This is a genomic window from Aliiroseovarius sp. F47248L, from assembly GCF_023016085.1.
Classification (GTDB): domain Bacteria; phylum Pseudomonadota; class Alphaproteobacteria; order Rhodobacterales; family Rhodobacteraceae; genus Aliiroseovarius.
On record NZ_JALKBF010000001.1, the window covers coordinates 2080611 to 2098872 of the forward strand.

The following is an 18262-nucleotide window of genomic DNA, read 5'->3' on the forward strand; positions in this document are numbered from 1 at the left end:
ACAGCCCCTAGACCGGGGCGCCGGAAAACGGCGCGAGCCCGATCCCGTCTTCGTGCAGGGCCTGCCGCACTTTTGTGGCAATCGCCACGGCGGCGGGGGTGTCCCCATGCAGGCAGATCGTGTCGATCCGCGTCGGAATGCGCTTGCCGTTTTCGGTGATGATCGCGCCTTCACGCACCATATCAACCATGCGCGCGCCCGCCTGGTCGGGGTCGTGGATCACCGCCCCCGGCAGGCTGCGGTCGACCAGCGTGGCATCGTCGTTATAGGCGCGGTCGGCGAAAATCTCGCAGGCGGTCGCGCATCTCAGATCACGCGCCGCGTCTTGCTGCGCGGTGCCCGCCAGCACCATGATGATCAGATCCGGCGCAATCGACAGCGCCGCCTCATAACAGGCACGCGCCATGTCCGCATCTTCGGCGGCCATGTTTGCCATCGCGCCGTGCAGTTTCAGGTGTCGCACCTGCCCACCTACCGCCGCCGCCATCGCCTGCGCCGCCCCCAGTTGATAACGCACCAGATTTTGTAGCGTCGCGCGCGGCAGGTCCATCCGCCGCCGGCCAAAGCCATGCAGGTCTGCAAATCCCGGATGCGCACCAATACCAACCCCTTTGGCCACAGCATTTTTCATCGTCGCGGCCATGACGTCCCAGTCGCCCGCGTGCATACCACACGCAATATTCGCCGAGGTCACGATCTCCAGCAGTGCCGCATCGTCCCCCATCAACCAAGGGCCGAACCCCTCGCCCATATCTGCGTTCAGATCGATTATCTGTGCCATGCGTTGCCCTTAATCCTCATCTGATGTTTCGCCACCTGCCGTGACCCCGCTGATCAACTGATAGGATAGCAGATCGGGGATGGAATGGGGATCGCGGATCAGGGGTGTGATGCTCTTCGCAAGCGCATTGCGCGCGGTTGCGGCCGTCCGTTCTGCTTCAACCGCTTCGTCCAGTTCGATGAACTGGAACCGCAGCGGTGCGCCTGCTGGGGCTTGCACAACAATCGGCAAATCACAGGGAAGCACCGTGCCGATACGCGGATAGCCTCCAGTGGTCTGACATTCGCACAGCAACACGAACGGCGTCCCGTCGCCGGTGATCTGGATGTCGCCCGGCACGATCACCTCGGACAGGATCGTGCGTCCGCCCTTCGTTTCAAACCCGGCACCCGGCGGCACCAAACGCGCACCCATCCGGTTGCCACGCGCATCGCGGTGAAAAATCGAAGCGGTGAACCTGTCCCGCTCGGCCTGTGAAAACTGATGCGTCTGAAGGCTTTCGACAATCCGTACGTTGCCGCCGTTAAAACGGTCTTCGACGTCAAGCTTCATGCCCACGGATGCTCCGCGATCAGGCTTTGTTGTCAAATGATCGCCCGCCTGCACCGCGGCACCGATCCCCGCCGCCAGATGGGTCGAACATGTGCCCAACCGCGAACGGCCCGTAAAACCGCCACCCACATGAAGGTAACCGTAGCTGCCTGCCACAGGACCCCCGATCGACAACCGCGCACCTGCTGGCACCGTGTGGCTGGCGTTCCATGCCAACGTCGTCCCGTCCAATGCAGCCCGCATGGGCGCCCCAGTCAGCGCGATACGCATATCGACATCCGCTTCGAACTCTCCGCCCATTCCCGCCATCTCAAGCGCAGGCAAGTCGTCGGATTGGTTGAGAAGTGCAGCGCCTTCGGACAAGGCCAGCAGATCAGCCGCACCGCCACGCGACAAGCCCGCTTCCAGCCATCCGGGGCGGCCCTTGTCTTGCAAGGTCACACCCGGACCCACCTTCAGAACCTTCAGCCTGTCGCTCATCCGATCACCGAAACCTTTGCACCACCCATGGGGTCGCGGTGAAACGCATTCAATTGTTCTGGTGTGGTGGCCTTAAACAGCACCTCATCCCCGGCGCGCAGCAAGAACGGTTCCTCTGCATCAGGCTGAAACAAGCGCATCGCGGTCTGACCCACATGTTGCCATCCCGTGGGTGTCGAGACTGAGAACAGGACCAACTGGCGGATCGCCACCGAGATGGCCCCTTCCGGCACCCGCGCGGTCAACTGGCTTTGGCGCGGGATGTCCCAAGCATCGGGCAAGGTCCCAAGATAGGGCTGGCCGGGTGCAAATCCGATGGTCTGCACCCGCAAGCGTGTCGACGTCAGGGATGCAATCGCATCATCCACCGATAACCCGGCTTGTGCGGCGACTTCAGAAAGTTGCGGGGCCAGATCGGTGCCGAACACGGCAGGGATACGCCAAAGCCGTCGCCCTTCGGGCAGCTGAGCCGCATACCAGTCGCAACTGCCCAGCAGCGTCTTGATCTGACGGTGCAGTGTCGTGTGGTCCAGATGGATCGGGTCAAAACGAACATAGACGGACACCAGAGAAGAAGACGTCTCTTCAACCCCGTCCCACCTCGCCACTTCGACCGCCGCCTTAAATGCAAGGGCTGCGCGATTGGCCGCTTCGCCAAGCGTATCTGAGAACCGGACCAACATACCGTCCACTCCTGCCGTGCAAACGACCGGTGTTTCCGAGGTCTTAACTGGTGGTTCAGATTGGGACACGTCCGCCCTGACAAATGGTTTCAATCACCGTGAAACCTATAATGATCCCAGACGTGATGACATCCGAAAAAGGGTTTCCCGCGACCGAACATATTGCCACCACCACCCGCCTATGCCCGGCAGGTTTTAGCTTGGAAACACAGTGTTTTTGTATTCGAGACAATTTTCTGATAGAGTAAAATCCAATTATTTCTTAGTTTAGTTGATTTTAAATACCTATTGTTTTGTAAGGGACGGTTATTTCGATGGCCAGTTTTGCGCGATCCTTGATCAAGGATACCGGCGTGCGCGCCGATTGGGTGGACCTGCGCGATCAGGATTATGTCCCCAATCTGACGGTGCTGCGCGATACGGTTTCCCTGAACCCGAACCTGCTGATCCCTGATCCCGACACCGGGTTGCAGGTGCCGGTCTTCGGCGCGCGTGATCAAGGCAGCAGCGGTCGGTGCGTTGGTTTCGCGCTGGCAAACCTGATCGATATCCAACGCCAACTGCAACATCTGCGCCGGTCGCCCAGCGCAAACGGGCATGGGCAACCTGATTTGTCCAAAGTGCAGGAGGATATCGTCAGCGCGGATATGCTATATCGCATGGCTTCATTCCATGACCGCTACCCCGAGCTTGAAAATGGCGAAGTCACAACTGAAGAAGGCATCTTAACCCTCAGGTCCGCAATCAAAGGGTTCTATCACCATGGCGTGTGCCGCGACTGGCCCTTTGGGGAGGCGGCCACCGATCTGGGGCGCTGGCAAAGCGAGTGCTATCTCGCGGATGGGCCGGACATGGGGCGCAAATTCACGACAGTTGGACAAGCCAAGAAAGCGCGCGAAATCGGGCTGGGGGCATATTTCCGTCTCGCTTCGATCCTGAACCATTTTCACGCGGCACTGAACGATGCCGAAGCGATCCTGACCACGGCGAATGTGCATGACGGCTGGCTGGCCGCGACACCCGACAACGGTGGTCTGATCACATGGCCACCCAAACTTGGAAAAACTGGCACCCATGCCTTCGTCGTCACCGGATATGACGAGAACGGGTTTCACGTTCTGAACTCATGGGGGCCGAAATGGGGCGGCTATAAGGATCAGTCAGGAATTGCGCTGTGGTCCTATGCCGACTGGGCGCAGAATGTCGTGGACAGCTGGGTCTTGCGGTTGGGCGTGTTCGCACCTTCAGCCTTCGGTGCTTCGGTCGGCGAAAAGGGAACCAAAGGGGACACAGGGCCGATCCAGTCTGGTTCGACCCCGTGTTTCGAGCTTGTAGGTCACTACATGCATCTGGATGACGGGTATCACGTGGCCACGGGGTCCTATCCGTCGTTCAAGAACGGCTGGTGTCGCACGCAAAAATACCTGTCTGAAAGATTGGACCCTTCGGCAGACCCCGGCAACAAAGACAATCAGTATCGCGGTGTCTTGGTCTGGATCCCCGGCAGCCTTGAAGGGATCAAACCGGCCTTTGCCGACGCGGTGGGGCGCAAGACCCTGATCAAAGATCTGGGTCTCTATCCCTATACAGTTTTCTGGTGCAACAGCTTTGTCGAAAAGTCGCTCGAAGTGCTGCAAAGCCTGTTCGACAGCTGCGAGGAACAGGCAGGCGAAAACGCCGCCCATCTGGACGAGCTGATCGAAAACCGGGTGCGCGGCGTGGGACGCGCCTTTTGGCGTGATATTGAGCTGGGTGCCCGGCGCGCGCTGCGCGGAACCGAAGAACTGCCCTATGAAGACTTCGAGAACGAGGAACTGGATAAGATCAAGACCGGATTTGTCGGCGATCTGTTGTTCGACCTCTTGGAGTTGAAGAAAGCTACAGGCTGTGAACTTCACATCGTCGCAGAAGGGGCCGGAGCACTGGTGGTACACGAAATGCTGTCACTGCTGGAGCAGAAAACTCGATGGTTTGACCCCGCTTCCCTGACACCAGGGGGGACGGATCGGTTCGATACGTTGCATCTGATCCATCCGGCTATCGGGATGCCGCGTGCCGGCAAACGACTGATCCCTCTGATCAGCGTGATGAACGGTTCTGCCGAAGGCAAAAAGAAACGTAAAACGTCATCGCGCAAGCCAGTGGTGCAGGAGTATCTGGAACACAAAACGCCCCCCCGTGCGCGTGTTTACATACCGACGCCAGAGCTTGAAGACCGCGTGAACTTCGGCGCTTATGGCAAATCCATCCTGCATCTTGTGTCGCGTGCATTCGAAGACAGATACCCCCTGCCGCAAGATGCCGATAACGTATCGGCCCCCTATCTACTGCGCCCGCGCCCGTTTTTGGGAATGTCGAGCGTTGCGGATGGACGGGCCTCTCCCGTGCGAAATGCGGTGTTCAGACTGAACCGGATCGCCGCACAAAAACACGATTTGGACCGTATTCCACAGTCGGTCTTGAACGACGACCCCACCATCACCAACAGCATTTTCGAATGCATAAGAGGATTTCAGGAAAAGGGACACTGAACGCCATCAAGGAGAAGACCATTGACTAAGATCACTGTTGAACAACTGATGTCGAAAATGGCGGATCTGGACGCCGATGAAACCGAGTTCTCAGAGTATTTCATACTCGATGAGGAACAATCGGGACCGTTCTCTCCAAAATTCAAACTGAATCCGGCGACGGTTCAGATTCCGCGCGGGGCGAATGCCGCCCAACGCACAGCGGCTCTGATGAATTCAGCCAATTGGTTCGCGCGAATGAGCCGAAGAAACGTGTTTCAGCAAAAGCTGGCACGCGGCTATGATGGCCCGATCATCGTGTCCGAAGGCGACAGCTGGTTTCAGTATCCGATCCGCTTGCGCGATACGATTGACCATTTGATGCACAGTTATGCCATCTATTCACTGGGTGCGGCAGGCGATCTGTTGAAACGCATGGCAGACAAACAGGAATATATCCGTGCACTTGAAGAAACGGGCGCAGAAATTCTGCTTCTGTCAGGGGGTGGCAACGATCTGGTCGCCGGTGGTGCGTTGGCCGCCCATCTTGAAGCGTTCGACCCCGACCTGGCCCCTGCCGACTATCTACTACCATCTTTTCGGGCGTTGCTCGACGATGCTCTGATGCAGTACGGGCGGATGTTTCAAGGGGTGCATCAGAAATTTCCCCATGTCAGCATCCTGTGCCACGGTTACGACTATCCCGTACCCAACAAGGACAAGTGGCTTGGCAAACCGATGGAAAGTCGCGGCATACGTGACCGCGCGCTGCAAATGGCCATCGCTGCCGAGATGATGGACCAGTTCAACCGGCGCTTGCGCCGCCTTGCCCGCTCGATGCCACATGTGACTTATATCGACTGCCGGGGAGTTGTCGGCAACGACCGTTGGTTCGACGGACTGCATCCAACCGGCGCAGGTTATGGAGACGTCGCCAAAAAATTCCGCCGCGAGATCAACCGTATCGCAAATGCTCGCAGCGGCCCGCCGGTGGTCATCAGCGGCCCGTTCGGCTCGGCCAGTGATCTATCGCGCGCTATGCAAGCCCCGCCCGTCATTGCCGGTGGTCCTGCCAAGGGCATGTCTTTGCATGTCGGTGTCAACACTGTGGACCCGGCCCATTACGACGGATGGGACGGTCAACTCACCGCCTGCGAGGCAGATGCACTCGCGATGCAGAATATCGCGGAAAGCGAGGGGTTCAAACCGCAACTTCTGCTGACCCGCGATGCTACCCGCCAAAACGTAGTGAACGAGATCGAGCGCGCCGCAAAGGATTTGGACCCCGGCGATATGTTCCTGTTCACCGTATCCGGTCATGGCGGGCGGGTGCCTGATTTCAATCAGGACGAGGATCATGACGACGAAAGCCAGCGGATGGACGAAACCCTGTGCCTTTATGATTTCCAGATCGCAGATGACGAGCTTTATATGCTCTGGACCCTGTTCCGCGATGGGGTGCGTGTCCTGATCATGCCCGACACCTGCCACTCGGGTTCGATGGCGCGGTTTGGCCCCACAGCCCCAACCGAATTGTTTGGTCGCGCCATGCCACAAGACCCCCGCATCCGCGCGATGCCGCTTTACGTTGAAGACCGGGTCTGGCGGGCCAACGAAGCGGCCTATCGCACCGCGTCTAAATCCTATAGCGCGATGAAGGAAAGCGTGATGACGGCGCCGCTCAGCAGCCCCATTCAAGCCTCTGTCCTGAACCTTGGGGCCTGCAAAGACACGCAATATGCGATGGACGGACCGGAAAACGGCGCTTTCACCGGCGCGCTTCTGAAGGTCTGGGACGGTGGGCGCTTCAATGGTGACTATCGCGCCTTCCGTGCCGCTATCGACGCCGAGATCGGCAGCGACAGCCAAACCCCGCAACTGTTTGAAACGCTTCTGAAACAGCCAAACTTCGTGCTGGATCGTCCTTTCACGCTGCAACCCGCCGGCATGTCCAGCGGAACGTGCAGCAATACAGCGAAATCGCGTTCGGCGCCGCCACCGTCCCTTGAAGACGAGGATGAGGGGGACGAAAACGACCTTCTGCCTGACGCCGAGGTGGATGCAATCTTGTCCGCTAAAACCCGCGGGGCTGGCTTTCGCAGCGCCACGGCGGCGTTGGAGTGGTCCGACTATGCGGATTTCGACGGGTTCATCCGATCACTTGGGTTGAAAAACTTCAGCACCGATGAATTCCTCATCCTTGGTGGAAGTCACAATACCCCCGGTGGGAAATGTCAGGGCAAAAACACATATCCCCCCCGCAGCCTATGGACCAACATCGCCAAGACTGCGCAGGCGTTGGACCATTTCCGTGACCGGATCGGCAAACCGATCGCCATCACCAACGCTTATCGCGGCCCGGCCTATAACGCTTGCATCGGCGGGGCTAAGCAAAGCCAGCACATGAAGTTCTGTGCTTTGGATTTCAAGGTCTCGGGTATGCCTGCCCCCGAGGCAGCAAGAGCCCTACGCTGGCTGCGGGACAAAGAAGGGTTCTTTACCGGCGGTATTGGCCGCTACAACAGCTTCACCCATATCGACACGCGGGGCATCAACGCCACCTGGCCGCCCGCATTCCGAAATGCCAAGCTGTCTGGCGCTTCCCCCCTGAAGAAACGCGAGCCGCGGGATCTGGCCGAGCGGATCGCCATTCTGATATCAACCATGCTGGCAAAACCAAGATCGGCACCAGGCGCAAAATCCCGCAGCTCTGCCTTTGCTGACCCGGTCAGCCGATCAGGCGACGATTTCGATCCGACTTCGGAAAATGCCGCGCACCAGCAATCTCTGCAGGCGGCCGTCAATGCCTCCAGCGTGATTTCCTTCGTTGAAAACCTGACTCCAAGCCAGAAAGAAGATGTGCTTTTGTCCACGCTCTTTGCCCAGCGCGCCGCTGACGCCAAAGCGGACCCGGTGAAAGAACGCGAGCTGTGGCATGCCACCTATATGGACATGCTCAGCTTGATGGGCTGGACTCGCGAGGCCGCCCCGTTTGAGGCCAGCCAAAAGATGAAAGGCAATGGCAGCTTCGACAAGGTCATTCTGACGACGCTGGCGCAGGTGGCCACTGGCAACCAATTCAAGATCGTCGAAAGCGCGATGGAAGCATTGCGCGGGCTGGCGGCGGATGATGGTAAAATTAAACTGTTTGATTTCGAAACCTCATCTTCCACCGGCGGCAACTTCCAGATTGGCAGCGCCGAGGCGTCAGGTGACGTGATCTCGATGGCCTTGGGGGCGTTTAACTTCAACTTCAAGGACAAAAAACAGAACATCCTGTTCGTGTCCTGGGGCAAGAACGAGTTGGAGTATTGGCTGTCTGCGCAAAAGGTTGCACTTAGCCCGACGATCTATGCTGATGTGCGCGAGATCATTCGCGACAAGCTGTCAGACACGCGCAAGACCCTGATCGCGGATATTGACATCGGATGACACAAGAAAGCGCCCCTCCCCCGTTGCAGGACGATTCCGGCCCTTTGCCACGACCGGTGACTGCAGGAAAGCTACAGATCGCGCCACGCTATCTGTTGATCCTGCTTTTACCGGTCGCGGTGTTGACCGCGTCAGAATACCTGTTGGGCACATTTGGCGATACGTCACTGCTGGTGCAGGGAGTTGAACTTGCACCGATGGCACCGCTTATCGAATTGGACGGCCGTTACAAGTTTCTTGCCGCCCTTTTCTTGTTCGTGGCTGTGACGATCACGCTGATCGCCATGTTCTCATTCGAGCTTTACGCCCGCCATACCAAAAAATCGATCTGCTGGACGCTGGTCGGCATTGTCGGCGTCATCCTCGTGTCCCTCAGCTTTTCAACATTTGAACCGGATTGGATGCCTGCCAGCTTTGAATCTCAGTCCCTGTTGGGCGAAAACCTGTTTCGTACGGCATTAGGGATCGGCAACCTACCCGGTTGCGCGCCCGGCGGCACGTTCGAGGTTGCCTGCGATGGGATGGGCGCGTTTTTTGCCATGAAATACCTTCTGGATCACGTCAACATCCTGACCTCATTGGCAGCGGCGGCCATCATCGCGGGGATGGTGCTGTCATTGGCTGAACCTGTCGGTATTGATCGCCGGTCCAAGTCTGCTTTGATTTCCGAAGCTATGGCACTGCAGAACGCACAGGAAAGCACCCAGCGATACCTGTATTGCGCCGGTGTCTTGCTGACCACCGGGATGGTGCTTGTACTGTCTTGGATGAAGTGGCCCGGTGCCCTAATCGCAGACCCCGACGTGCGAAGCGCTCATGATCATGTGGTCAGTTCGCTGTCGATGTTTCGTGGTGTGACCTACACGGTTCTGATTCTGTCGTTCTATATGCCGGTCAGCCTGATCCTGAAGGTGCGGATCGAACAGTTCAAACAAGCAAGTGAGGCAGTAGGGGAAACCAGGCTTGGCCGTACGCTGGAAGGGTTCGACATAAAACGCATCGCCAGTATGGAAGCGTTCAAGTCCATCCTTGCTATCGCCTCGCCGATTTTGGCCAGTGCGATCGGATCATTTGTCGATCTGTCGGTATTCCAGTAACTCCATCACCCGGAAGGTCAGCCACATCGCGTCGTGGCGTTTATCACATGTGTGAGAAAGAGGGGATGGTGGAGCCTAGCGGGGTCGAACCGCTGACCTCTTGCATGCCATGCAAGCGCTCTACCAACTGAGCTAAGGCCCCATCCGATGGCGTTTCCGCCGTCAATGCGCGGTATTTATGCAAAGGCGCTTTTGGGTTCAAGCCTAAAAAGGCGCCTTCGCAAAAAATTCAATGCCGCTTAATCGTCGTCGTCTGCAGCGACATCTGCGATGTCATCCAACGAGACATCATCTTCATCGTCGTCTTCTAGAACGTCATCGCCCAGATCGACATCGACGTCGTCGTCGTCTTCAAGAACTGCATCCGCGTCATCGACCAGATCGTCCTTCATCGCGGCTTTGTCTTCTTTGTCGGCAACCATAGTGCGCGACGCTTTGCCGGTTTCGAGGTTCACAACCTCACCCGTATAAGGGCTGACCACCGGATCGGCATTCAGGTCGTAAAAACGTTTACCAGTCGTCGGGCAGACGCGTTTGACGCCCCATTCTTCCTTGGGCATGTAAAACCCTTTCCGTTCTGTCTAAGTCGTGCGAGATTTGCCGCCAACTGCCACATGAATGCAGAGGTGTCAAAGGCTTTTCCCTTTATGGGCGGATACCGTGACAATTGTAAGGAAAAAAGGGACCAAATGTTCTGGTCAAAACAGACAAGCAGGCTGACCGAAGCTGAACAAGTTGATCTGGCGGGAACGCCGGAAGTGTCTGTTATATTACGCCCTTCTGCACGGGCGCGTCGATTGTCGCTACGAGTCTCGAAGCTGGATGGGCGCGTGACCTTGACCGTCCCCCATGGAGCGTCGCGTCGTGAGGCTGTGCGATTTGTGTCAGAACGCGCCGATTGGATTCGCAAGCACCTGGCCGACACGATGCCAGAACAGCACCCGATCGTCGGCACAACCTTGCCATTCCTTGGACAGCCGCATCAAATCACTGAGGCACCAATTGGGGCCGCGCGGATCAGTGAGGGAACAATCCTCGTGCCACCCGGTGACCCCGGCAAAACCGCCGCCCGGCTTGAGGCTCTTTTAAAGCACGAAGCACGGGACCGGTTGGCGCACGCAAGTGACTGTTATGCAGATATGGTTGGTTATAAGTTCGGCCGTTTGACCCTGCGCGACACGCGCTCGCGCTGGGGGTCCTGCAGTTCACAAGGCAACCTGATGTATTCATGGCGGTTGGTCATGGCACCCGAAGCGGTGCTGGACTATGTCGCAGCACACGAGGTGGCCCATCTTGTGCATATGGATCATTCACCTGCGTTCTGGTCGCAGGTCGCAACCATTTACCCATCCTATCAAACACCGCGCCAATGGCTGCGCGACCATGGTGCGAGTCTGCATCGCTATCGCTTTCGCGATTGACAGAACGGACGTGTTGACGCCGCACAGTTTTGTGATCACAGTTGCACCATGCAGGCTCAAAATCGCCAACAATCAGATACGTCCAGCGCCCACGAACGCATTTATCGCAGTTTGCGCGCGCGGATCATGCATGGAGAACTGGACCCCGGTCAAAGCCTGACAATTCGCGGGATCGGCAAGGAATACGATGTCTCGATGACCCCGGCCCGCGAAGCTGTGCGCCGGTTAGCCGCCGAAGGTGCGCTGACCCTGTCCAGTTCCGGACGCGTCTCGGCGCCCGACCTGACGGCTGAGCGGATCGAGGAGCTCGCAGCCCTGCGTTCGTTGTTGGAACCCGAGCTTGCCGCCCGCGCCCTACCCCGCGCCCATATGGCGCTAATTGACCGATTGCGCGCCATCAATGTGCGAGTGTCGGAATGTGTGACCAAGCAAGACGCGGTTGGCTATCTGCGTACTAATCTTGAGTTCCACCGCACACTGTATTTGCGCGCCCAGGCCCCGGCGATCCTGGCTGTTGCAGAAACGGTATGGCTGCAACTTGGCCCAACGATGCGTTCACTTTATGCGCGCCGTCAACGGACGGACTTACAGCGCCACCACCGAATGATCTTGTCAGCCTTGGCTGCCGGGGACGAACCCGCCCTGCGACTGGCGGTGCGCACTGACGTAACGCAAGGCCTGAAAATGTTGGTGGCGGACTGAGCGCAGATTAGCCCAGATGGAAGCCACGAAATTCTTTCACAGTCGACAAGCTGAGCAGTGTTTTCATCTGTGCGAAGGACGGAATGGATGAGAGCCGTTCGCGATATAGTTTCTCATAGTCCTCGGTGTTTCTGGCCGCGACCCGTAACAGATAGTCGAACTCGCCCGATATCAGATGGCATTCCAGCACTTCCGGCATTTCAAGAATTGCCGCCTCGAAGGCCTGGATGTCTTCACGCCGCTGGCTGACCAGTTTGGCTTCGATGAACACCTGAATTTCCAGACCGATGGCCTTGCGGTTCAGACGCGCGGCATAATTGGTGATCAACCCGTCCGCTTCCAGCATCTTTACTCGTCTGTGACAGGCCGAAATCGAAAGCCCCACCTTGTCGGAAAGCTTCGACATTGAAATCGAGCCGTCCTTTTGAAGGATGGAAAGAATTCTGGTGTCTAGCTTATCCATCGTATTTTTTCCGATAATCTGGGTATAGACAGTAGTTTTTACGTAAAAAATCCCTCATTGCAAGAAATTAAGGAACCTTTTCAAGTGAAGCACTGCTAGGCTACAGTTGCTTAACATGTGACACGTTCACCCAAGGGAGGAAGAAAATGTCCAATAAGATCGTCGTCGGATACGATGGCAGTGACAGTTCGAAAGCGACGCTGGATTTCGCGGTCGGACTGGCAAAATCACAAGGCGCGGCCATCGTGGTGGCGCATGTGCTGGAATGGTCGCCATACTCATTCTTGACACCAAATGAGCTGGAAGAGCGTCACAAACGGCGTGGAGAAGAGCTGGAGCGCGCCGAAAAAGCCGTGCTGGCCCCTCTGGTCAAAGGTTTGTCCGACAGTGGGGTCGAGGTCACGACTGCGCTGAAATATGGCGGTATCGCAGACACTCTGTGTGACATCGTGAAAGCCGAGGGCGCCACGCAAGTAATCGTCGGGCGCACGGGTGCCTCGGGCTTGTCGTCACGCATCTTCGGGTCGGTCGCAGGCACACTGGCGCAAATCTCGCCCGTGCCCGTCACCATCGTTCCATAAAAACAATGCGAACAGGGATAGTTATGAGAAACACTTTCAAGGCAGCGGCGTTGGCCGCACCGGTCATGCTGGCAGCGACAGCGCCCGCGATGGCCCAATCCATGGACCAGAAAATCAACGACATATTCGCCAGCTCAACCGGTTGGTTCGTCAACTTCATCTTCAGCCCCTTCCCCGGCACGTCCTTCCCTTGGATCGTGGCGTGGCTGGTGATCGCGGCAACGATCTTCACGATCTATTTCGGACTGATCCAGTTCCGGGCTTTCCCTCACTCGATCTCGCTCGTGAAGGGCGATTACTCTGATCCCAATGACGCAGGTGAAGTCAGCCACTTCCAAGCACTGGCGACCGCCCTGTCCGGCACTGTCGGCCTTGGTAATATCGCAGGTGTGGCCGTCGCCGTTGGCATCGGTGGGCCGGGTGCCACGTTCTGGATGATCCTTGCGGGTCTGATGGGGATGGCGTCGAAATTCACCGAATGTACGTTGGGTGTGAAATACCGCAACGAATACGAAGACGGCACCGTGTCCGGCGGCCCGATGTATTACATGACCAAAGGGTTTGCCGAACGTAATTTGCCAGCTGGCAAATTCATGGCGGTTCTGTTTTCGGTCTTCTGTATTCTGGGCTCCCTTGGCGGCGGCAATATGTTCCAAGCCAACCAAGCCCACGCACAGATCGCCAACGTGGTCGGTGACTTCCCCGGCTGGATCACCGGTATCGTTTTCGCCGCAATCGTCTTCGCCGTCATTATTGGCGGCCTGAAATCCATCGCCAGCGTGACCGAGAAGGTCGTCCCGTTCATGGGCGTGCTTTACGTGCTGACCGCCTTAGTCATCCTGTTGATGAATGCCAACATGATCGGCTGGGCTTTCGGCCAGATCTTCGCAGGGGCCTTCACCGGTCTCGGCGTTGCTGGTGGTATGGTGGGCGCACTGATCCAGGGCTTCAAACGGGCGGCGTTTTCGAACGAAGCTGGCGTTGGTTCGGCCGCAATCGCCCACTCGGCGGTGCGTACAAAAGAGCCGATCACTGAAGGCTTCGTATCCCTGCTTGAGCCATTTATCGACACTGTCGTGATCTGCACTATGACCGCGCTTGTGATCATCATCACAGGGCAATTGGTCAGTGACCCGGCAACTGGCTTGTATCTGCTGGACGAAGGCGGAGCGACCATCCAGACCATCGACGGCAACAAAGGCGTGGCGCTGACATCGGCGGCATTCTCGGCGTCGTTTGGTTGGTTCAAGTATGTGCTGGCCATCGCGGTGATCCTGTTCGCCTTCTCGACCATGATCAGCTGGTCCTACTATGGCCTAAAGGCTTGGACATTCCTGTTTGGCGAAGGCCACACGAAAGAAATCGTGTTCAAAGTGATCTTCTGCATCTTCGTGGTGATCGGCGCTTCGGCCAACCTTGGCCCGGTGATCGACTTCTCGGATGCGGCAATCTTTGCCATGGCAGTCGTGAACATCGTGGCGCTGTACTTCCTGATGCCCATCGTGAAGCGCGAATTGGACAGCTACCTGTCACGCCTCAAGTCAGGGGAAATTCGCAAGTTCCACTGACACGTCACACGACAGCATGAAAACACGAAAGCCACCGGCGCAAACCGGTGGCTTTCTTTTTACTCAAGCGCAGCTTACGCGTGGATCGCGCCGTCCCCACAGGCCAGTGCCGCCTCGCGCACCGCCTCCGAGAAGGTCGGGTGGGCGTGGCAGGTGCGGGCCAGATCCTCGGCCGAGCCGCCGAATTCCATCAGCACGCAAGCCTCGTGGATCAATTCGCCCGCTGCGGGGCCCATGATGTGGACACCCAGAACGCGGTCGGTGTCCTTATCGGCCAAGATTTTCACGAAACCCTCGCCTTGGAACACGGCTTTCGCACGACCATTGCCCATGAAGCTGAACTTGCCGACCTTATAGGCGCGGCCTTCTTTCTTCAGCTCTTCTTCGGTCTTGCCGACAGAGGCAACTTCCGGCGCGGTATAGACGACGCCCGGAATAACATCGTAATTCACGTGACCGGCCTGACCTGCGATGGCTTCTGCGGCGGCCATGCCTTCATCTTCGGCCTTGTGGGCCAGCATCGGGCCTTCGATGACGTCGCCAATGGCCCAGACACCCGGTACCGAGGTTTTCCAATGGTCGGTCGCGATCTGACCCCGTTCGGTCATTTTCACGCCCAGCGCGTCCAATCCCAAACCTTCGACATACGGACGGCGTCCGGTGGCAACCAGCACCGCATCCGCGTCAATCGCGTGTTCGCTGTCATCCTTGCGCAGCTTGTAGTTCACGGTCGCCTTGGTTTTCTTGGCATCCACATTCTGAACAGCCGCACCCATGATAAAGCTCAGCCCCTGCTTTTTCAGCGCGCGCTGGAAGGTCTTGGCAAGGTCGCTGTCCATCCCCGGCGTGATCGCGTCAAGGAATTCAACGACCGTCACCTCGGCGCCCAGTCGTGCATAGACCGACCCCATTTCCAGCCCGATCACACCTGCGCCGATCACAACCATTTTCTTTGGAACCTTCGGCAACTCAAGCGCCCCAGTGGAGGTCACGACGACCTTCTCGTCCACCTCGACGCCGGGCAGGGTCGACGGCTCGGACCCGGAGGCAATCACGATGTTCTTCGCGTTGTGGACGTCGTCGCCCACCTTGACCTGACCGGCGGCGGGGATCGACGCCCAGCCCTTGATCCAGTCGACCTTGTTTTTCTTGAACAGGAACTCAATTCCCTTGGTGTTCTGACCGATGACGTCGTCTTTATAGGCCAGCATCTGCTTCCAATCGACCGAGGGGCTTTTGCCCTTCAGGCCCATCTTGGCGAAGTTATGCTCGGCCTCATGCAGGCTGTGCGACGCGTGAAGCAGCGCCTTGGACGGAATGCAGCCGACGTTCAGGCAAGTGCCGCCCAAAGTCTCGCGTCCTTCGACACAAGCGGTTTTCAGGCCAAGTTGAGCACAGCGGATCGCGCAGACATAGCCGCCCGGGCCACCGCCGATGATGATTACGTCATAGTCTGCCATGTGTCTCGTTCCTTTCATTTGGGGTCTGGGCGCGGCGCATGTCCGCCATCGTCCCGCTCACCCCGGAGCATTCTTGCCTAGTGATATTCATATGAGCGCCGAGATCAACATCACGGTCGTCGCGATGAAACCCACGAACCAGATCAGCGAACGCCAAGGCGACCAGCCAAACAGGTACGCGGGAAGATACAAAAGCCGCGCGCCCAGATAGACATAGGCGCATGTTGCGGTCGTCGCCGTGGACTGACCCGATAGCGAGACCACAACCACGGCGGCGGTGAACAGGATCAACCCTTCGAAATGGTTGCTCAACGCCCGTTGCGCGCGCCCCGCCTTGCCCGTCAACTCACGCGGTTTGTCACGGGGCGAGGCCGCATATTTGGACCCCACCTGCATCTGCGCCAGAACGGAGTAGATGCAGAACTGGACCACTTGCAAAAGGCCTGCGAGGGTGAGGATGGTGAGTTCGGGGGTCAAGCAGGTTGTCCGATCTTGTATTTTGCTAGCAACTCTCCAAACCGTCGACGTTCATCGCTGACGGTCTTTATTATTGCTCCTCCAATGGCGAAACAAACAATAACATTTAACCACGAAACATCTTGTAATTCTTGGAAGTTAAAAGTGATTTCAAACACTCCAAGCCCCACCAAAAGGGCACCCAAAGCATCAAACATTTCCCAGCGATTTCGGTGTGATTGAAACTCGGAGATCACTAGAGCGTCATTCGAAAAGGCAACATCTAGCAACAGCTTATCCTCTTCCTTCCACCCCCTCACGCTTCGCCTGAAACTTCTTGGCACGAACATTATTACCTCACCTAAGACGTAAAGAGCGAAGATCAGCGCCACACCTACCGAAACTGGAAGGCTATCAAGCCTTGAGGCCACTAGCCAAGCATCGGCTGAGTTTGTGAACTCATCGAACGATGGATCAACTAAAATCATCCCGAATATGAAAGCCGCTCCGAGGCCGATAGTTGAGAACACTCTTGGCCACCCAGACGAGAGTACTTGGAACCCTCCCACTCTTCACAAATCCATCAACAACCGGCGCGGATCCTCAAGAGCTTCTTTTACGCGCACAAGGAAGGTCACGGCGCCTTTGCCGTCAACAATGCGGTGGTCATAACTAAGCGCCAGATACATCATCGGGCGGATGACGACCTCTCCGTTGATGGCCATTGGGCGGTCCTGAATTTTGTGCATGCCAAGGATGCCCGATTGCGGTGGGTTCAGGATCGGCGAGGACATGAGCGAGCCATAGACACCACCGTTCGAGATGGTGAAGGTGCCGCCTTGCATTTCCTCCATCGACAGTTTGCCGTCGCGGGCTTTGCGTCCCTTTTCGGCAATCGCTTTTTCGATCGCGGCAAAGGACATGGCATCGGCGTCATTGATCACCGGCACCACAAGACCCGTGGGCGTACCGGCAGCGACGCCCATGTTCACATAGTTCTTGTACACGATATCGGTGCCGTCGATTTCCGCGTTCACCTCGGGCACTTCTTTCAGCGCGTGACAGCAGGCCTTGGTGAAGAAGGACATGAAGCCCAGACGCACGCCGTGTTTCTTTTCAAACTCGGCTTTGTATTCGTTGCGCAGCGCCATCACCTCGGTCATGTCGACCTCGTTATAGGTGGTCAGCATGGCAGCGGTGTTCTGGCTGTCTTTCAGGCGGCGGGCGATGGTCTGGCGCAGGCGCGTCATCTTCACGCGTTCCTCGCGCGCGGGATCACCTGCGGCGCGCGGGGCGGCAGGCGCGGCGGCGGTAGGGGCAGGCGCAGCTTTCGGCGCGGCAACGGCGGCGGCCACGTCATGCTTCATCACGCGACCGTCACGCCCTGTGCCCTGCACGTCACCGGGTTTCAGACCGGCCTCGGCCATCGCTTTCTTGGCGGACGGGGCATCTTCCACATCCTTGCCGGTCGTGACCGTCGTGCCTTGTGCCTCGGCGGGTTTGGGGGCGGGTTCGACAGCCCCATCTGCGCTGCCGCTGATCACCGCCAGCTTCGCCGACGCATCGACTGTGGTGCCCTCGGCGGCCAAAATCTCGGTCAGCACTCCAGCCGCCGGGGCAGGCACTTCGACCGATACTTTGTCGGTTTCAAGTTCACACAGCATTTCGTCTTGCGAGACACTATCGCCGACTTTCTTGAACCAGCTTGATACCGTGGCTTCGGACACGCTTTCACCAAGGCTGGGCACCATGACATCGACAGCCTGCGCATCGGCATTGGATGCTTCAGGCGCGGCGTCGGTTTTCTTCTCAGCCGCGGGCGCGGGGGCAGTCCCTTCGCCTTCGCTGATGGTTGCCAAAAGCGCATCGACACCCACGGTTTCGCCCTCGGCGGCAACGATTTCACCCATAACGCCTGCGGCAGGCGACGGCACTTCCACCGTCACTTTATCGGTTTCAAGCTCGCAGAGCATTTCATCCACAGCCACCGCGTCTCCGGGTTTTTTGAACCACGTAGCGACAGTTGCTTCGGTGACGCTTTCACCCAAGGTGGGAACCCTTACTTCGATGCTCATG

General features: G+C 57.7%; 16 protein-coding genes and 1 tRNA gene. 7 read left to right on the forward strand and 10 right to left on the reverse strand.

All coding sequences use genetic code 11. The features are described from left to right. Positions 1-7 precede the first annotated feature (7 nt). The 3 genes from MWU51_RS10335 to MWU51_RS10345 are packed head-to-tail and all read right to left on the reverse strand — an operon-like array spanning position 8 to position 2565. Positions 8-781: a 5-oxoprolinase subunit PxpA gene (locus MWU51_RS10335; RefSeq protein ID WP_247036968.1), complete on the reverse strand. Its 774-nt coding sequence runs from the start codon at positions 779-781 to the stop codon at positions 8-10. Positions 782-790: 9 nt separating this feature from the next. Next, positions 791-1813, reverse strand: coding sequence for a biotin-dependent carboxyltransferase family protein (locus MWU51_RS10340; protein WP_247036970.1), 1023 nt, complete (start codon positions 1811-1813; stop codon positions 791-793). After that, positions 1810-2565, reverse strand: coding sequence for an allophanate hydrolase subunit 1 (locus tag MWU51_RS10345; RefSeq protein WP_348646735.1), 756 nt, complete (start codon positions 2563-2565; stop codon positions 1810-1812). The genes MWU51_RS10340 and MWU51_RS10345 overlap by 4 nt, the downstream gene beginning before the upstream one ends. A 245-nt stretch (positions 2566-2810) precedes the next feature. Here MWU51_RS10345 and MWU51_RS10350 point away from each other — a divergent pair, with 245 nt between their 5' ends. The 3 genes from MWU51_RS10350 to MWU51_RS10360 are packed head-to-tail and all read left to right on the forward strand — an operon-like array spanning position 2811 to position 9535. Further along, positions 2811-5027: a C1 family peptidase gene (locus tag MWU51_RS10350; protein WP_247036974.1), complete on the forward strand. Its 2217-nt coding sequence runs from the start codon at positions 2811-2813 to the stop codon at positions 5025-5027. Between the two features lie 21 nt (positions 5028-5048). Continuing rightward, positions 5049-8438 (forward strand): D-Ala-D-Ala carboxypeptidase family metallohydrolase, encoded by a 3390-nt coding sequence (locus MWU51_RS10355; RefSeq protein WP_247036976.1) that lies wholly within the window; start codon positions 5049-5051, stop codon positions 8436-8438. Then, on the forward strand, positions 8435-9535 hold the full coding sequence (locus MWU51_RS10360) for a hypothetical protein (RefSeq protein WP_247036978.1): 1101 nt from the start codon (positions 8435-8437) through the stop codon (positions 9533-9535). The genes MWU51_RS10355 and MWU51_RS10360 overlap by 4 nt, the downstream gene beginning before the upstream one ends. Positions 9536-9601: 66 nt before the next feature. On the opposite strand, the gene MWU51_RS10365 is transcribed toward MWU51_RS10360, so the two are convergent. Next, positions 9602-9677: transfer RNA gene (locus MWU51_RS10365), tRNA-Ala, on the reverse strand. Between the two features lie 97 nt (positions 9678-9774). After that, on the reverse strand, positions 9775-10095 hold the full coding sequence (locus MWU51_RS10370) for a TIGR02300 family protein (RefSeq protein WP_247036979.1): 321 nt from the start codon (positions 10093-10095) through the stop codon (positions 9775-9777). A 129-nt stretch (positions 10096-10224) separates the two neighbouring features. Between MWU51_RS10370 and MWU51_RS10375 the strand changes: the two genes are divergently transcribed. After that, a complete protein-coding gene (locus MWU51_RS10375) occupies positions 10225-10956 on the forward strand; it encodes a SprT family zinc-dependent metalloprotease (RefSeq protein WP_247036980.1) in 732 nt (243 codons plus the stop codon). 48 nt (positions 10957-11004) lie between these two features. Further along, positions 11005-11658: a GntR family transcriptional regulator gene (locus MWU51_RS10380; protein WP_247036981.1), complete on the forward strand. Its 654-nt coding sequence runs from the start codon at positions 11005-11007 to the stop codon at positions 11656-11658. 7 nt (positions 11659-11665) lie between these two features. Here the strand turns inward: MWU51_RS10380 and MWU51_RS10385 are convergent, their stop codons facing one another. Next, positions 11666-12121, reverse strand: coding sequence for an Lrp/AsnC family transcriptional regulator (locus tag MWU51_RS10385; RefSeq protein WP_247036982.1), 456 nt, complete (start codon positions 12119-12121; stop codon positions 11666-11668). Between the two features lie 146 nt (positions 12122-12267). On the opposite strand from MWU51_RS10385, the gene MWU51_RS10390 reads away from it, so the two are divergent. After that, the gene (locus MWU51_RS10390; RefSeq protein WP_247036983.1) at positions 12268-12702 is read left to right on the forward strand and encodes a universal stress protein; all 435 of its coding nucleotides are present in this window, start codon (positions 12268-12270) and stop codon (positions 12700-12702) included. 23 nt (positions 12703-12725) lie between these two features. Continuing rightward, positions 12726-14270, forward strand: a complete 1545-nt coding sequence (locus tag MWU51_RS10395) for an alanine/glycine:cation symporter family protein (RefSeq protein ID WP_247036985.1) — start codon at positions 12726-12728, stop codon at positions 14268-14270. A gap of 74 nt (positions 14271-14344) precedes the next feature. Here the strand turns inward: MWU51_RS10395 and lpdA are convergent, their stop codons facing one another. From lpdA to odhB, 4 genes are all read right to left on the reverse strand, one after another. Beyond that, on the reverse strand, positions 14345-15730 hold the full coding sequence (lpdA, locus tag MWU51_RS10400) for a dihydrolipoyl dehydrogenase (protein WP_247036988.1): 1386 nt from the start codon (positions 15728-15730) through the stop codon (positions 14345-14347). 87 nt (positions 15731-15817) lie between these two features. Continuing rightward, positions 15818-16207 carry an MAPEG family protein gene (locus MWU51_RS10405; RefSeq protein ID WP_247036990.1) on the reverse strand — a complete coding sequence of 130 codons (390 nt, stop codon included), beginning with the start codon at positions 16205-16207 and terminating at the stop codon, positions 15818-15820. After that, positions 16204-16716 carry a hypothetical protein gene (locus MWU51_RS10410; RefSeq protein ID WP_247036992.1) on the reverse strand — a complete coding sequence of 171 codons (513 nt, stop codon included), beginning with the start codon at positions 16714-16716 and terminating at the stop codon, positions 16204-16206. The genes MWU51_RS10405 and MWU51_RS10410 overlap by 4 nt, the downstream gene beginning before the upstream one ends. A 42-nt stretch (positions 16717-16758) precedes the next feature. Beyond that, a complete protein-coding gene (gene odhB, locus MWU51_RS10415) occupies positions 16759-18261 on the reverse strand; it encodes a 2-oxoglutarate dehydrogenase complex dihydrolipoyllysine-residue succinyltransferase (RefSeq protein ID WP_247036994.1) in 1503 nt (500 codons plus the stop codon). Position 18262 lies beyond the last annotated feature (1 nt).

Coding starts and splice junctions, on each gene's coding strand:
- MWU51_RS10395 (WP_247036985.1), top strand. CDS start 12,726: ATGAGAAACACTTTCAAGGCAGCGGCGTTGGCCGCACCGGTCATGCTG.
- MWU51_RS10390 (WP_247036983.1), top strand. CDS start 12,268: ATGTCCAATAAGATCGTCGTCGGATACGATGGCAGTGACAGTTCGAAA.
- MWU51_RS10370 (WP_247036979.1), bottom strand. CDS start 10,095: ATGCCCAAGGAAGAATGGGGCGTCAAACGCGTCTGCCCGACGACTGGT.
- MWU51_RS10375 (WP_247036980.1), top strand. CDS start 10,225: ATGTTCTGGTCAAAACAGACAAGCAGGCTGACCGAAGCTGAACAAGTT.
- MWU51_RS10340 (WP_247036970.1), bottom strand. CDS start 1,813: ATGAGCGACAGGCTGAAGGTTCTGAAGGTGGGTCCGGGTGTGACCTTG.
- MWU51_RS10360 (WP_247036978.1), top strand. CDS start 8,435: ATGACACAAGAAAGCGCCCCTCCCCCGTTGCAGGACGATTCCGGCCCT.
- MWU51_RS10380 (WP_247036981.1), top strand. CDS start 11,005: ATGCAGGCTCAAAATCGCCAACAATCAGATACGTCCAGCGCCCACGAA.
- MWU51_RS10385 (WP_247036982.1), bottom strand. CDS start 12,121: ATGGATAAGCTAGACACCAGAATTCTTTCCATCCTTCAAAAGGACGGC.
- MWU51_RS10335 (WP_247036968.1), bottom strand. CDS start 781: ATGGCACAGATAATCGATCTGAACGCAGATATGGGCGAGGGGTTCGGC.
- odhB (WP_247036994.1), bottom strand. CDS start 18,261: ATGAGCATCGAAGTAAGGGTTCCCACCTTGGGTGAAAGCGTCACCGAA.
- lpdA (WP_247036988.1), bottom strand. CDS start 15,730: ATGGCAGACTATGACGTAATCATCATCGGCGGTGGCCCGGGCGGCTAT.
- MWU51_RS10350 (WP_247036974.1), top strand. CDS start 2,811: ATGGCCAGTTTTGCGCGATCCTTGATCAAGGATACCGGCGTGCGCGCC.